The 14,385-nt window shown below is 67.3% G+C and carries 13 protein-coding genes; 12 read left to right on the top strand and 1 reads right to left on the bottom strand.

Annotation, left to right across the window (positions count from 1 at the left end):
• Nucleotides 1-153 precede the first annotated feature (153 nt).
• The 7 genes from IP90_RS14170 (at nucleotide 154) to IP90_RS14140 (ending at nucleotide 6,320) form a co-directional block, all read left to right on the top strand.
• Nucleotides 154-1,047: a LysR substrate-binding domain-containing protein gene (locus tag IP90_RS14170; protein ID WP_144900309.1), complete on the top strand. Its 894-nt coding sequence runs from the start codon at nucleotides 154-156 to the stop codon at nucleotides 1,045-1,047.
• The gene (locus IP90_RS14165) at nucleotides 1,044-1,715 is read left to right on the top strand and encodes an alpha/beta hydrolase (RefSeq protein WP_144900308.1); all 672 of its coding nucleotides are present in this window, start codon (nucleotides 1,044-1,046) and stop codon (nucleotides 1,713-1,715) included. Before IP90_RS14170 ends, IP90_RS14165 begins: the two co-directional genes overlap by 4 nt.
• 100 nt (nucleotides 1,716-1,815) lie before the next feature.
• Nucleotides 1,816-2,520: a glycine zipper 2TM domain-containing protein gene (locus IP90_RS14160; RefSeq protein ID WP_144900307.1), complete on the top strand. Its 705-nt coding sequence runs from the start codon at nucleotides 1,816-1,818 to the stop codon at nucleotides 2,518-2,520.
• A gap of 150 nt (nucleotides 2,521-2,670) precedes the next feature.
• Complete coding sequence (locus tag IP90_RS14155; RefSeq protein ID WP_144900306.1) at nucleotides 2,671-3,573, top strand: bile acid:sodium symporter family protein; 903 nt, start codon at nucleotides 2,671-2,673, stop codon at nucleotides 3,571-3,573.
• A gap of 104 nt (nucleotides 3,574-3,677) precedes the next feature.
• Entirely contained in the window at nucleotides 3,678-5,348 is a 1,671-nt protein-coding gene (locus IP90_RS14150) for an amidohydrolase (RefSeq protein ID WP_144900305.1), read from the top strand.
• Between the two features lie 17 nt (nucleotides 5,349-5,365).
• Complete coding sequence (locus IP90_RS14145; RefSeq protein ID WP_144900304.1) at nucleotides 5,366-5,830, top strand: hypothetical protein; 465 nt, start codon at nucleotides 5,366-5,368, stop codon at nucleotides 5,828-5,830.
• Between the two features lie 94 nt (nucleotides 5,831-5,924).
• Nucleotides 5,925-6,320: a hypothetical protein gene (locus IP90_RS14140; protein WP_199753495.1), complete on the top strand. Its 396-nt coding sequence runs from the start codon at nucleotides 5,925-5,927 to the stop codon at nucleotides 6,318-6,320.
• Between the two features lie 262 nt (nucleotides 6,321-6,582).
• On the opposite strand, the gene IP90_RS14135 is transcribed toward IP90_RS14140, so the two are convergent.
• Nucleotides 6,583-7,461 carry a PhzF family phenazine biosynthesis protein gene (locus tag IP90_RS14135; RefSeq protein WP_144900303.1) on the bottom strand — a complete coding sequence of 293 codons (879 nt, stop codon included), beginning with the start codon at nucleotides 7,459-7,461 and terminating at the stop codon, nucleotides 6,583-6,585.
• Between the two features lie 198 nt (nucleotides 7,462-7,659).
• Between IP90_RS14135 and IP90_RS14130 the strand changes: the two genes are divergently transcribed.
• From IP90_RS14130 to IP90_RS14110, 5 genes are all read left to right on the top strand, one after another.
• Nucleotides 7,660-10,248, top strand: a complete 2,589-nt coding sequence (locus tag IP90_RS14130) for a bifunctional aspartate kinase/diaminopimelate decarboxylase (protein ID WP_144900302.1) — start codon at nucleotides 7,660-7,662, stop codon at nucleotides 10,246-10,248.
• Entirely contained in the window at nucleotides 10,241-10,747 is a 507-nt protein-coding gene (locus IP90_RS14125) for a hypothetical protein (RefSeq protein ID WP_144900301.1), read from the top strand. The genes IP90_RS14130 and IP90_RS14125 overlap by 8 nt, the downstream gene beginning before the upstream one ends.
• Nucleotides 10,744-12,099 (top strand): UDP-N-acetyl-alpha-D-muramoyl-L-alanyl-L-glutamate epimerase, encoded by a 1,356-nt coding sequence (gene murL / locus IP90_RS14120; RefSeq protein ID WP_144900300.1) that lies wholly within the window; start codon nucleotides 10,744-10,746, stop codon nucleotides 12,097-12,099. The genes IP90_RS14125 and murL overlap by 4 nt, the downstream gene beginning before the upstream one ends.
• A complete protein-coding gene (murD, locus tag IP90_RS14115) occupies nucleotides 12,080-13,501 on the top strand; it encodes a UDP-N-acetylmuramoyl-L-alanine--D-glutamate ligase (RefSeq protein ID WP_144900299.1) in 1,422 nt (473 codons plus the stop codon). The genes murL and murD overlap by 20 nt, the downstream gene beginning before the upstream one ends.
• 85 nt (nucleotides 13,502-13,586) lie before the next feature.
• Nucleotides 13,587-14,378 carry a dienelactone hydrolase family protein gene (locus IP90_RS14110; protein ID WP_144900298.1) on the top strand — a complete coding sequence of 264 codons (792 nt, stop codon included), beginning with the start codon at nucleotides 13,587-13,589 and terminating at the stop codon, nucleotides 14,376-14,378.
• Nucleotides 14,379-14,385 lie beyond the last annotated feature (7 nt).

The raw sequence follows: 14,385 nt of genomic DNA, 5'->3' as shown, positions 1-14,385 counted from the left end.
CCGATGAAGACTGCAGTGCGGATATGTAGCGGTCGGGTAGAGCGCATGGGTGTCGTGCGGTGCATGGCGATCGGTTGGCGGGCGACCGGCGCATGCTCGCCGTTGCCTGATCGTTGACATAGGACAACGATCGGTGATGAGGTGTTGCGTTGTATGCACAGCTCATCCCTGCCACCCCTGGATGGCTTGACCGCAGTGGTCGCCGCGCATCGCACCGGTTCCTTCTCCGCGGCCGCGGAATCGCTCGAGCTCACCCATGGCGCCGTCAGCCGCCGTGTGCAGGCGGTCGAGCGCTGGCTGGGTACGCCGTTGTTCGAACGACATGGCCGTGGTGTGCGGGCGACGCCTGCCGGCCAACGCTTCGTCGCGCAGGTAGAGCAGGCGCTGGGCGCGATCCGCGAATCCGCCGATCGCTGGCGACCGCGCCGGGAACTGCCGACGATCCGGATCAGCGTAGTGCCATCCTTCGCGAGACTGTGGTTGCTGCCGAGATTGCCGGCATTGCAGGAGTCGCCGCTGCAACGACGGATAGAACTGGCGATCGAGCACCGCGTCGCCGACCTCGCTGGCGGCCAGTGCGATCTTTCGGTGCGCTACGGCAAGGGCCAGTGGCGTGGTACCCGTGCACAACTGCTGTTCGCCGAACAGCTTTATCCGGTGGCGGCACCGGATCTGGCCACAAGCCTGGGCGGCAATGCGAAACCCGCGCGCTTGGCGGAACAGGCGCTGCTCCACGATTCGGACACCAGCCAGTGGCGCCACTGGCTGGCCGAGCAGGGCGTGCGTTTCCGTGCGAAGTCCGACGACCGCCGTTTCGAGGACTACGACCTGGTGCTGGCGGCCGCGCAGGCGGGGCTTGGAATCGCGCTGTTGCGCTCGCCGCTTGCCGACGAGGCGGTCGCCAGCGGACGCCTGGTGCGCATCGCCAGGCCGGCGATACGCAATGTCGCCGGCCATTATCTGGTCATGGCCGCCGACGAGGAGCGCGCATCGGTGCTGCGGATCGCCGACAAGCTGCTGTCGATGACGGCGGGTTTGCGCCGATGAGGTCGGCGCTGCTGGTCCACGGCGCCGGCGGCGGTGGCTGGGAATGGAACCTCTGGCGTGGCGTCCTGGCGCAAGACCTGCGGGTCGACGCGCCCGATCTGCAGCCGGTGCCGGCCGGACTGCAGGCGACCGCCTTCGACGATTACCTGTCGCAAGTGCGCGACGCGCTGCATGCACTGCCGCGCCCGCGAGCGTTGATCGGCGCCAGCCTCGGCGGCTTGCTGTGCGCGGTCGCTGCTGAAGCGGCCGACGCGCTGGTGCTGGTGAATCCGATGCCGCCCGCGCCCTTCCACGACCGGTTGCCGCAGCGATCATGGACGCAGCTTGTGCCATGGCATCGCGATGCGCGTCTGGCCGCGACGCGACGGGCGATGCCGGACGCCGATGATGCGGCTGCGCTTTACGCCTTCCGTCGCTGGCGCGACGAAAGTGGCGCGGTCCTGGATACGGCGCAGGCCGGCGTGGTCGCCACCCGGCCGGATTGCCCGGTGTTGTGCATCGTTTCGGAGCTGGATGAGGACGTGCCGGCGACAGCGACCCGGGCGTTGGCCGAGGCATGGCAAGCCGACCTGATCCGCCGGCCATCGGCCAGCCATGTTGCGCCACTGCTCGGTCGCGGCGGCGTCCAACTGGCGCGGCGGGTCGCGGCGTGGCTGTCGGCATGGTAAATCCGGCGACATCGCAGCGCTGGAAACGGTTTCGGTTCAGCACGGCTTTACCCGCTGGCCCCTAGCGTGCGAGTGCGTCATCCGGCGCCTGGAGTCACTCATGAAACGCCTCGCCACTTCGGTCCTTGCCTTCGGCCTGGTCGCCGCCTTCGGCACCGCCGCAGCGCAATCGTCGGGCTATTCCTCCCGCTACGGCCAACCCGTTGTCGACCGCTACGGACAATCCTCAGGCGACTATTACGATTACGCGCGCGTGATCCGTGTCGATCCGGTGATCCAGTCCGGTTATCGCAATACCAACAGCTATTCCAGCGGTACGCAGCGCTGCTACACACGCAACGACGGCTACGTGTCGAACGATGGCTATTACGACCGCGACGGCTATTACCGCGATGACGGTGCCTATCGCAGCAATGGCTACTACGGCAATGATGGTGCCTACCGTGGCGGCAGCGACACCAGCCGCACCGTGGCCACCGTGGTGGGCGGTGTCATCGGTGCCGTGGTCGGCAGCCAGGTCGGTGGCGGGTCGGCGCGCTATGCGAGCTCGGCGATCGGTTCGATGGTCGGCGGGCTGGCGGGCCGTTCGATCTACGACCAGTCCGTGCGCCAGCGGCGCAATGCCAGCGTCACCGTCTGCGATCCGGAACCGGTCCGCGACAGCTATGGCTACAACCGCGTCAACGATGGCCGCGTCGCCGGTTACGACGTGACGTACGAATATGCCGGCCGCACCCATCGCACCCACACCGATTACCATCCTGGCGACCGCATCCGCGTGCGCGTGGATGTTCGTCCGGAGTGATCCGGCGAGCAGCAGATACCAGACAACCGGGGCCGAAAGGCCCCGTTCTTTTTTGCGCTTAAGGGACCGCCCGGACGCACGGACTCGCATCGGAATCCGGGTTAGGATCGGCCTTCGCGACGTCCATGCCGCGCCCTCGGGGAGGTGTTCGTGCCAGACAGCCTGCTGATCCGGATCGGCTTGCCGATTGCCATCGCAATCATCATGTGCGGCATCGGCATGACCCTCAGCGGCGCCGACTTCCGCCGCATCGGCGAAAGGCCCAAGCCGGTGCTGGTCGGACTGGTCGGCCATTACCTGCTGCTGCCGCTGCTGGGCTTTGCCGTGGCATGGCTGTTCCGGTTACCGACCGAACTTGCGGTCGGGCTGGTGCTGGTGGCGGCCTGTCCCAGCGGCAGCACCTCCAACGCGCTGACCTATCTGGCGCGCGGCAACGTCGCATTGGCGGTGACGCTGACGGTGATCAGCGCGCTGGTCACTTTCCTGAGCGTGCCGTTGCTGGTGAACCTGGCCTTGCAGCTGTTCGGCGGCGAGACCCGTGACATCCGCCTGCCGGTGGCGCAGACCATCGTCCATCTCGCCGCACTGGTGCTGGTGCCGGTGCTACTGGGCATGGGCGTGCGCCGTCATGCGCCGGGATTCGTACGTCGCGTGGAACCGTGGGTGAGCCGGTTCGCGCTGGGATTCCTGCTGCTGCTGATCATCGCGATCGTGGTCGCCGAACACGAGCAGCTGCCGATCTGGTTCGTACAGTTGGGGCCGGCGGCGCTGACGCTGGGCTGCGCGGCGATCGGCCTCGGGTTCCTGCTCGGACGCGTCAGTGGGCTGGTACTGCGCGATGCGATCACGGTCGGCATGGAGGTCGGCGTGCAGAACAGCACGCTCGCGATCGTGATCGCCTTGACCTTGCTGGAGTCGCCGCAGATCGCGCTGCCCGGCGCGATGTATGGCCTGCTGATGTATTTCCCGGCGCTGGCGCTGGTCGCGCTCGGCCGCCGTGCGGTGGCGCGCGAGGAGGCCGCGTTGCCCGGCGCGAATGCGGGCCCGTCGTGAGCCCCGGCGATCGAGGGCGGCGATGAGACAGTGAAGCCGCCGCGCATTGCCGCCGTCGCGGCGTGCATAGTAAAAGGGTCGAATCGTATCCAGGAGAAACACATATGCGTTCCATCGTTCTGGCCGTGGCCCTGTACTGCTCGCCGCTCGCGACGCTGCATGCCGCCGAAGTGCAGGTGCTGACCGCTGCGCGCATCCATACCTCGGATGCGCAACAGCCGACCGTCGAGGCCATGGCCTGGGACGAAACCGGCCGCGTGCTGGCGCTGGGCGATGCCAAAACATTGCTGGCGCGCTATCCCGAAGCGCGGCGCATCGATGCCGGCAAGGCCACGGTGATCCCCGGCCTGATCGACGCGCATGCGCACCTGATGGGCCTCGGCTACGCGCTGATGCGCGCCGACCTGGTCGGCAGCAAGGACAAGGCGGAAATCATCGCGCGCCTGCGCGAGTACGAGAAGACCTTGCCAGCCGACGCCTGGCTGCTCGGCGGCGGCTGGGACCAGAACGACTGGCCCGAGAAATCGTTTCCGACCGCGGCCGACCTGGACGCCGCGTTCCCCGACCGTCCGGTGTGGCTGGAACGCGTCGACGGCCATGCCGGCTGGGCGAATTCGGCGGCGTTGCGCGCGGTCGAGAAGAAACTTGCCGGAAAGGAACTGCAGGGCGACTGGCACCCGGACGGCGGCCGCATTGTGCGCGAAGGCGATGCGGCGACGGGCGTGTTCGTCGATGGCGCGATGCAGTTGGTCTACGAGGTCATTCCGGCACCCGACGCCGCATTCCGCGAACAGGCATTGCAACGCGCGCTGCAGGCCACCGCGCGCAACGGGCTGACCGGCGTGCACGACATGGGCGTGTCGCGCGATGACCTGGCCTTGTATCGCCAGTTCGCCGACAGCGGCCGCCTGCCGCTGCGCATCGCCGCCTATGCCGATGGCGACGGCGCCGCGCTTGCGGAGCTATGCGCCAAAGGCCTTTACCAGCACGCCAGCGATCGCGTGCGCATGCAGGGCGTCAAGCTGTACGTCGATGGCGCGTTGGGCAGCCGCGGCGCCGCCTTGCTGGAGGACTACAGCGACGAACCCGGCAATCGCGGCCTGCTGGTCACGACGCCCGAGGCTTTCGAAAGCGCGGTGCGCAAGGCCAAGGATTGCGGCGTGCAGGTAGCCACCCACGCCATCGGCGACCGCGGCAACCGCATGGTGCTCGACACCTACGCGAAGGTGCTCGGCGACGAGGCCAAGACCGATCACCGCTGGCGCATCGAGCATTCGCAGATCGTGGCGCTGGAGGACATCCCGCGTTTCGCGCAACTTGGCGTGATCGCCTCGATGCAGCCGACGCACGCCACCTCCGACATGCCGTGGGCGCAGGACCGCGTCGGCAGGGAACGCATCGCCGGCGCCTACGCGTGGCGGCGTTTCCTCGACAGCGGCGCGCGACTCGCGCTGGGTTCCGACTTCCCGGTCGAACACGTCGATCCGCGCCTGGGCCTGTACGCAGCCGCGACGCGGCAGGATCGCGCCGGCCATCCACCCGGCGGCTGGCTCGCCGACCAGAAGCTGACCGCAGCGGAAGCGCTGCGCGGCTTCACCGCCGATGCTGCCTGGGCCGGCAAGGACGAGGATGCGAGCGGACGACTGGCGCCGGGCCTGCACGCCGATTTCGTGATCGTCGAATCCGACCCGCTGGCGATGCCGGTGTCGCAACTGGACGAACTGAAGATCCGCTCTACGTGGATCGATGGCAAGCCGGTGTATGAGGCTGAGTAAATACAGGTACTCTCGTCATGCCGAGAAAGCACACGCCTCCCGCGTTCCTCTCCGGGGTTGTCGCGCCGGAAGCATACGAGCGCTGGCTGACTCGCAAAGCAGCAGCTCACGTCAAGCGTGATCGCAAGCGTGGACATATCTGTGCCAATGCCATGTACAAGGAGGCAATTCATGCCGCCGTGTTGCTATCTGCAGGCCTTGACGCCTACACGGGCGAGCCGCTTGACTGGTCGTTGATCAGCACATACAAGAACGAAGATTCGCACAAGGGGCGTCATGCCTACAAAGCCGGGTTCGCACTGCTTCCAACCGTCGATCACCTCTCATCTGACGCAACCGAGGCAAGCTTTCGAATTTGTGCTTGGCGCACCAATGACTCCAAGAACGACCTTTCGGTAGATGCGTTCATGGATTTGTGCCAAAAGGTGCTTGCCCATGCTGGATTCCAAGTGTCTGCGCCGGGCGCGATTCACTCGAGCTAAGCTCGCTCTCCGGACCGGCTTAATCAGTGTTGGGCGCCAAGAGACACTCTATGGATGACAGAGTAAATAAGCTGAAGACCCCCGCAGCGTGTGAGTGTTTGCAAAGAACGCCAAGAAAAAGAGTCGTGATGATCTTGTTCTACAGGCGAAGCAACGCGCCGTTGAACTCCGTGCCGCCGCTTACGGCGCAGCATCGGACGCGGAGCGTGAGTGCTTAGAGGCTGTCTACGCTTACGAGGAGGTGCTCTCGGCAAAAAACGGCAAGCGCACACGTGCTTCCCGCACTTGGCAAATGATCAAACGCTACGGGGTTATCGCTGCCACAGAGCGCGCCGTAGATCGCCCGGATGAAACGGCTGGCTTTGCCGCACTCCAAGAGGTAGGCCTCGGTCGATACGCGTTTGAGGCGGTCATCCTGCGTCATCCCAGCCTGTTCTCAGAGAGTGCGGTGGCCCGATCTCGTGAGCGCATGGCTATATCCGGCGCCTGACAATTCAATCAGCTTGATTCTGGCGTTGCCGCGGCGCCGTGAAGCGTGATCGAAGATTTCCTTCGTGCAGTCATCCGGCGCGTTACCACCTTCGGCTAGTGCACCTTACGGCTGCACTCCCGGTGTCAAAGGGATTGGCGGGTCGTCGGCCACGTGAAGGGACACTGCGAACTATCAAGCAAGCGCATCCTGTCGCACGCCGCCGGTTCACCTGCACGCGGCGCATTAGCCTGCAGCCCACGTGTCAGGCAAGTGCTGCGCCTCAAGGCCAGTCAATCTGCCCGCTGACCACCGTCACCACGCGTCCGCCCGACCAGACTTCGCCATCGGCGTCGACCTGCAGTTCGATGATCGCGTCGTGGCCGACTTCGCGGCCCTGGCTGATACGGTAGAAGCCGGTGTCGCCGGGCAGCGCGTCCTGCGAGGCCAGCCAGGCGGCGAGGGTGGCGTTGGCCGCGCCGGAGGCGGCGTCCTCGAATTGCGCCGGGGCGCCGACCCAGGCGCGCACGGCCAGGTAGTAGACCGGGTCGTCGCTGCGCGCGAACACGCACAGGCCCATGCTGTCGGTGGCCTGCGCCAGTCGGCCGATCGCCGCCCAGTCCGGCGTGGCGGCGCGCAGCAGGGCTTCGTCGCGTAGTTCCGCCAGCCACCAGCGGCGGCCGCCGTCCATCAACGCCGGCGGTAGGCTGCCCAGTGGCAGGCCGGCGAGCGCGTCATGCAGCTGTGGATCGCTAGCCTCGGCAGTGGTCATCACCTTGGCCGGCGGCGTGCGCACGGCGATCGTGCGCGACGCGTCTTCGCCGGCGACGCGCAGCGGCAGCTTGCCGGCGATCCCGTCCTGCACCAGCAGGCCGTCGCGCGGCGTGGCCAGGCCGGCTTCGAGCACGGCGTGCGCGGTGCCCACGCTGGGATGTCCGGCGAACGGCACCTCGCGGCGCGGACTGAAGATGCGGATGCGATAGCTGCTGTCGGCCGAGACGGCCGGCGACACGAAGGTGGTTTCCGGCAGCCGCGTCCAGCGTGCGATCGCCTGCATGGCATCGGCGTCGAGTCCCTCCGCGTCCAGTACCACCGCCAGCGGATTGCCGGCGCCGGGGCGGTCGGCGAAGACATCGAGTTGCAGGTAACGGCGAAGCGTCATCGGTGCAGAGTCCGGAGGAATTATTCGACTAGAATTGCGATCTTTGTGGCCGCATCCCGTGCAGGTCGCACGGAAGGGCGACATTCTAGGCGCTGGCCGGCAGTGGATGCCGGACAGTTGCAGGCGTAATCGTTATTCCCATATTTCACCCGGTGTGTTCCATCCGGGTCATCAACCACTCACTCAAGAGGCAATGCGGTGGCGCAAGCGAATCGCTGGGTAGTACTCAAGTTCGGAGGCACTTCGGTGTCACGCCGGAACCGTTGGGACGCCATCGGACGCATCGCTTCGAAACGCAGGGCCGAGGAAGACGCGCGCGTGCTGGTGGTGGTGTCGGCCCTGTCCGGCGTCACCAACGAATTGCAGGCGATCGCCGATGGCGATGGCGTTGCTGCTCGCATCGCCGGGCTGGTCGAACGCCACCGCGCTTTCTGCGCCGAACTCGGACTCGATGCCGACGTGGCGCTGGGCGCACGCCTGGCCGCGCTGCTGGCGCTGGCCGACGATCCGCGCGCAGGGTCGCGTCCGCTGGACTGGCAGGCCGAAGTGCTGGGACAGGGCGAACTGCTGTCGTCGACGCTGGGCGCCGCCTACCTGCATGCGCAGGGACTGGATTTCGGCTGGTGCGATGCGCGCGAATGGCTCGATGCCGTCGCACTGCCAAACCAGAACGCGTGGTCGACGCGGTTGTCGGTGTCGTGCCGGCGCGAGGCCGAGGGCGACTGGCAGGCGCGCTTCGCCGCGCAGCCGGCGCCGTTGCTGCTGACCCAGGGCTTCATCGCCCGCCACGGCGATGGCGGCACCGCGATCCTCGGCCGCGGCGGCTCCGACACGTCGGCTGCGTACTTCGGCGCGCTGCTCGGTGCGCAGCGCGTCGAGATCTGGACCGACGTGCCCGGCATGTTCAGCGCCAATCCGCGCGAGGTGCCGGACGCACGCCTGCTCAGTCGCCTCGACTATGCCGAGGCGCAGGAAATCGCCACCACCGGCGCCAAGGTGCTGCATCCGCGTTCGATCAAGCCCTGTCGCGACGGCGGCGTGCCGATGGCGATCCGGGATACCGAGAATCCCGACCTGCCCGGAACCCGCATCGACGGCAGCGCGGCCACCGTGCCTGGCGTCAAGGCGATCAGCCGCCGCAACGGGATCGTGCTGGTGTCGATGGAAAGCGTCGGCATGTGGCAGCAGGTCGGATTCCTCGCCGACGTGTTCGAGCGCTTCAAGCGCCACGGCCTGTCGGTCGACCTGATCGGTTCGTCGGAAACCAACGTCACCGTGTCGCTGGACCCCAGTGAGAACCTGGTCAGCACAGACGTGCTGGCGCGCCTGTCCGCCGACCTCGCCGAGATCTGCCGGGTCAAGGTGATCGCGCCGTGCGCGGCGATCACCCTGGTCGGTCGCGGCATGCGTTCGCTGCTGCACAAGCTGTCCGACATCTGGGCGGCGTTCGGGCGCGAGCGCGTGCACCTGATCTCGCAGTCGTCCAACGACCTCAACCTGACCTTTGTCATCGACGAGGCCGATGCCGACGGCCTGCTGCCGCACCTGCACGCGCAACTGGTGCGCGGCGGTGCGATGCCGGTGGACGATGCCAGCGTGTTTGGCCCGAGCTGGCGCGAAATCGTGCAGGGCCCGCCGGCGCCGGCACCGGCGCCCTGGTGGCATGCACGCCGCGACGAACTGCTGCGCGTGGCCGCGCGCGGCACGCCGCGCTACGTCTACAACCTGGCCGTGGTGCGCGAACGCGCGCGCGCGCTCAACGACGTGGCCGCGATCGATCGCCGCTTCTTCGCCCTCAAGGCCAACCCGCATCCGGACATCCTGCGCACGCTGGTCAGCGAAGGCTTCGGTCTGGAGTGCGTATCGCTGGGCGAGCTGCAGCATGTGTTCGGGCTGTTCCCGCAGTTCGCTCCGGGCAACGTGCTGTTCACGCCGAGCTTCGCGCCGCGCAGCGAGTACGAGGCCGCGTTCGCGTGCGGCGTCAACGTCACGCTCGACAATGTCGAGGCGTTGCGCAACTGGCCGGAGGTGTTCCGCGGCCGCCGGCTCTGGCTGCGCATCGACCTCGGACGCGGCGAAGGCCACCACGCCAAGGTCAAGACCGGCGGCAGCGCGTCCAAGTTCGGCCTGCCGGTCGCGGCGCTCGACGTGTTCGTGGCGCGTGCGCGCGAACTCGACGTACGCATCGTCGGCTTACACGCGCACCTCGGCAGCGGCGTCGACCTGCCCAAGCACTGGCGCGAGGTCTATGCCGAGCTCGCCGGCCTGGCCGACGGCATCGGCACGGTCGAGACCATCGACATCGGCGGCGGCCTGCCGATTCCGTACAAGCCGGATGCGCGCGCGTTCGACATCGCCGCCTGGGCCGACGGCCTGGCCGAGATCAAGGCCGCGTATCCGCGCTTCCAGCTGGCGATCGAGCCCGGCCGCTACATGGTGGCCGAGTCGGGCGTGTTGCTGCTGCACGTGACGCAGGTGGTCGAGAAGGACGGCGTGCGTCGCGTCGGCGCCGATGCTGGCATGAACGCGCTGATGCGGCCGACGCTGTACGAGGCCTACCACGGCATCCACAACCTGTCGCGGCTGGACGATGCGCAGAGCTTGGCCTTCGACGTGGTCGGCCCGATCTGCGAATCCGGCGACGTGCTCGGCCATGCGCGTCCGCTGCCGGCGGCGACCGCGGAAGGCGACGTGCTGCTGATCGCCGATGCCGGCGCCTACGGCCACACCATGGCCAACACCTACAACCTGCGTGAGCTGCCGCAGGAGGACACCATCGATGGCTGATGCGTCGTCGATGAGTCCGCGGGCAGGGTTGGTGGTCGCCAGCGCGCTGGTCGCGATGGCGCTGGCGATCGTCGCTTACGGCCTGGTCGTCGCGATGAGCGGCGCGCAATGGATGTGGGCGAGTCTGAAGCCGTTGTTGGCGATCGCGCCCGCTGCCGCCGCGTCGGCCGGACTGGCGGCCTGGTGGGTCGGCGGCTGGCATGCCGGCGATACGACCGGCAAGCCGCCGCTGCGCATGGCGTTCCGCATCGTGGCGCTGGCGTTCGTGCAGTTTCCGGTCTTCGTGCTCGCCGGCCTGCTGGTTTCGCAGCTGCTGGACCAGGTCTTTGCCGCGCAGTCGCTCGGTTTCCGCGAGGCCTGGCCGCTGCTGTCCGCAATCGCAGTCTATGCATTGATGCTGGGTGTGTTGTTGGGAGCATTGCCGGCGATGGCGATCGAACTTTTCATTTGCCGGCGCTACCTGCGACAGACGGCGGCGACGGTGCGGGGTGGCAAATGACCGTGTTTGACAGGGACTCCATCCAGTCCTTCCATTTCACTGGCTGCGATTTCGATGCGGCCAGCGGCGTCGCGCGCCTGCGCTATGCCTTCGACGACGGCGCCGAGCTGGTCGAGACCGTCACCATTCCGGGCGCGCCTTTCGTGCTGGATGGCGCACGCGCGCAGGCCGCGGAGCAGGCCCTGCGCCTGCTGCATCTGATCGCCGGTGTCAGCTACTACAAGGCGGCGGTGCCGGAACGGATCCGCATCGACGGCTATGCCATCGATGCGGCGACTGCGGCGTTGATGGAGGAGATCTATGTCAACGGCCTCGGCGAGTTCGCTTACCGCAATGGCTTGAACCTGCATGGCCGCATCCGTTTTCCCGCCGATGGACAGGGCATCGCCAAGGCGCCGACACTCGGCCTGCGTCGCCATGCCCTCGTCGCCATCGGCGGCGGCAAGGATTCGCTGGTCAGCATCGAGGCCCTGCGCGCGCTGGATGTCGAGCAGACCGTGACCTGGATCGGTGGTTCGCAACTGATCAAGGCCTGCGCCGAGCGCACCGGACTGCCGACGCTCAACATCGGTCGCCAGCTGGCATCGGAGTTGTTCGAACTCAACCGGCAGGGCGCTTACAACGGCCATATCCCGGTCACCGCGATCAACTCGGCGATCATGGTGTTCGCCGCAGTGCTGCTTGGCGTCGACCAGGTGGTGTTCTCGAACGAGCGTTCCGCCAGTTACGGCAGCATGATTGAAGGCACGGGCGAGGTGAACCACCAGTGGTCGAAGGGCTGGGCGTTTGAGCGCGACTTCGGTGGTCACGTGCAGCGCACCGTCGCTGCCGACCTGCATTACTACTCGCTGCTGCGTCCGCTCAGCGAACTCGCCGTCGCCCGGCAGTTCGCCAGGACCGATCGCTACGACGCGCATTTCTCCAGCTGCAACCGCAACTTCCACCTGCTCGGCGAACGCCCGGCCAGCCGCTGGTGCGGCGTCTGCCCGAAATGCCATTTCGTGTTCCTGGCACTGGCGCCGTTCATGCCCAAGCCGCGGCTGGTGTCGATCTTCGGGCGCAACCTGCTCGACGACCCGGCACAGACCGCCGGCTACGACGCGCTGCTGGAATTCCAGGACCACAAGCCATTCGAATGCGTGGGCGAGGGCAGGGAATCGCGTGCGGCGATGGCGACTGTGGCCGAGCGGCCGGAGTGGCGTGAGGATGCGATCGTCGAGCGCTTCCGCCGCGAGATTCGTCCGCAGCTGGATGCAGGGGAACTGGACATCGCGCCATTGCTGGTGATCGACGACGAGCACCGTGTGCCGCAAGCGCTCTGGGGCAGGCTGCGTGCGTATCTCGCAACTTGAAGGTCAGCGCGTCGCGCTGTGGGGCTGGGGCCGCGAAGGCCGGGCTGCCTATCGGGCGCTGCGCGCCGGGGTTTCGGGATTCGGGACTGGGGATTCGGCGCGAGCAAAGGCTGCCCAGCCGCTGACCCTGTTCTGCACCACGGAGGAAGCGCTCGATGCGGCCGCGCTCGGCGACCCGGCATTGCACATCGAAACGGAGGCCAGCGCCGGCCGCCTGTCGGCCTTCGATATCGTCATCAAGTCGCCGGGCATCAGTCCCTATCGTCCGGAAGCGATGATCGCCGCGCACGAAGGCACGCGCTTCATCGGCGGCACCGCGTTGTGGTTCGCGGAGCGTCCCGATGCGCGCACGATCTGCGTTACCGGCACCAAGGGCAAGAGCACCACCACTGCCTTGCTGGCGCACCTGCTGCGCGCGGGTGGGCATCGCACCGCGCTGTGCGGCAACATCGGCCTGCCGCTGCTCGAGCTGGTGAACGCAAGCGCCGAGTTCTGGGCCATCGAACTGTCGAGCTACCAGACGCGCGACGTCGCAGGCTCCGGCGTGCGGCCGCACATCGCCATCGTCACCAACATCTTTCCCGAGCACCTCGACTGGCATGGCAGCGAGCAGCGTTACGTCGACGACAAGCTGGCGCTGCTGACCGAGGGCCAGCCGCGCATCGCGGTGCTCAATGCGCAGGACCGCCGGCTTGCCGCACTGTCGTTGCCCGACAGCGAGGTGCGCTGGTTCGGCCGCGAGGATGGCTGGCACCTGCGTGGCGCCGCGCTGTATCGCGGCGGCGATTTCGTGTTCGATACCGCCACGGTGGCGCTGCCAGGTCGCCACAACCGCGGCAACCTGTGCGCCGCCCTGACCGCGATCGACGCGCTGGGCGTGGACGCCGCAGCGCTCGCGCCGCAGGCGCAGGGCTTCGTGCCGCTGCCGCATCGCCTGCAGACGCTGGGCACCCGCGACGGCGTCACCTGGGTCAACGATTCGATCAGCACTACGCCGCACGCCAGTCTCGCTGCGCTCGAAGTATTCCGCGGGCGCCGGGTGGCGATCCTGCTTGGCGGGCACGATCGCGGCCTCGACTGGCAGGACTTCGCCGAAGCGATGCAGTCCGCGCCGCCGGCCGCCATCGTCACCATGGGCCAGAACGGACCGCGCATCCACGATCTGCTGGCGCCGGTCGCGGCTTCGAAAGGATTCCGGCTGCAACAGGCCGATGACCTGCAACAGGCCGTCGAGCATGCCCGTCACGCGCTGGCAGGCGAGGGCGTGGTGCTGCTGTCGCCGGGCGCACCGAGCTATGGCCCCTATCGCGACTACACCTGGCGCGGCCGCCACTTCGCACAGCTGGCCGGCTTCGATCCGGATATCATCGCGGCGATATCCGGTCTGGGTATTTCGCCGTAAAGCGGTGCTTGCTGCGAGGTCGCGCGACGGAGCAAGCTGCGCCCACATCATGGTTTGAAGTCCGCTTCGTCACCTGGAGATTGCCATGTTCCGTTCGCTGCTTGCCGTTTCGTTGCTGCTGTCGTCGCTGCCCGCATTTGCTGCGATGCAGGCCAAGCCGATCGAATACAAGGTCGGCGAGGACAGCTTCAGTGGCTACCTCGTCTATGACGACGCCAATACCGAGCGGCGCCCTGGCCTGGTGATGGTGCCCAACTGGATGGGCGCTACGCAGGACTCGGTGGAGAAGGCCAAGCAGATCGCCGGCGCCGACTACGTGGTGCTGGTCGCCGACGTCTATGGCCAGGGCGTGCGGCCGAAGGACGCCAAGGAAGCCGGCGCGCAGGTGCGCGAGGTCTATTCCGATGGCGGCGTCACCTTGCGCGCGCGGGTTGCGGAAGCGGTGAAGGTGCTCAAGGCGCAGGCAGGCGACGCGCCGGTCGACGCCGCGCGGATCGGCGCGCTCGGGTTCTGCTTCGGGGGTTCGGCGGTGCTCGAACTGGCGCGTTCCGGCAGCGACATCAGCGGCGGCGTGGTCAGCCTGCATGGCGGCCTGGAAAGCTACCTGCCGACCCAGGGCAACGTGATCCGTACGCCGGTGCTGGTGCTCAACGGCGCCAGCGACGCCAGCGTCACTGCCCAGAACATCGCCGATTTCCGCAAGGAAATGGACGCCGCCAAGGCCGATTGGCAGTTCGTCGATTTCGGCGGCGCGGTGCACTGCTTCACGCAGCCGGAATCGAACAGTCCTCCGAACTGCGTCTACAACGAAAGAGCGGCCCGCCGTGCGTCGCGGATGATGCGCGATTTCTTCGCCGAGCAGTTCGCGGCGAAGTAATCGGAGG

Source organism: Luteimonas cucumeris (assembly GCF_007830035.1).
GTDB lineage: Bacteria > Pseudomonadota > Gammaproteobacteria > Xanthomonadales > Xanthomonadaceae > Luteimonas_C > Luteimonas_C cucumeris.
The sequence above is the reverse complement of the archived record's forward strand: the minus strand, read 5'-3'. Positions and strand labels throughout refer to the sequence as shown.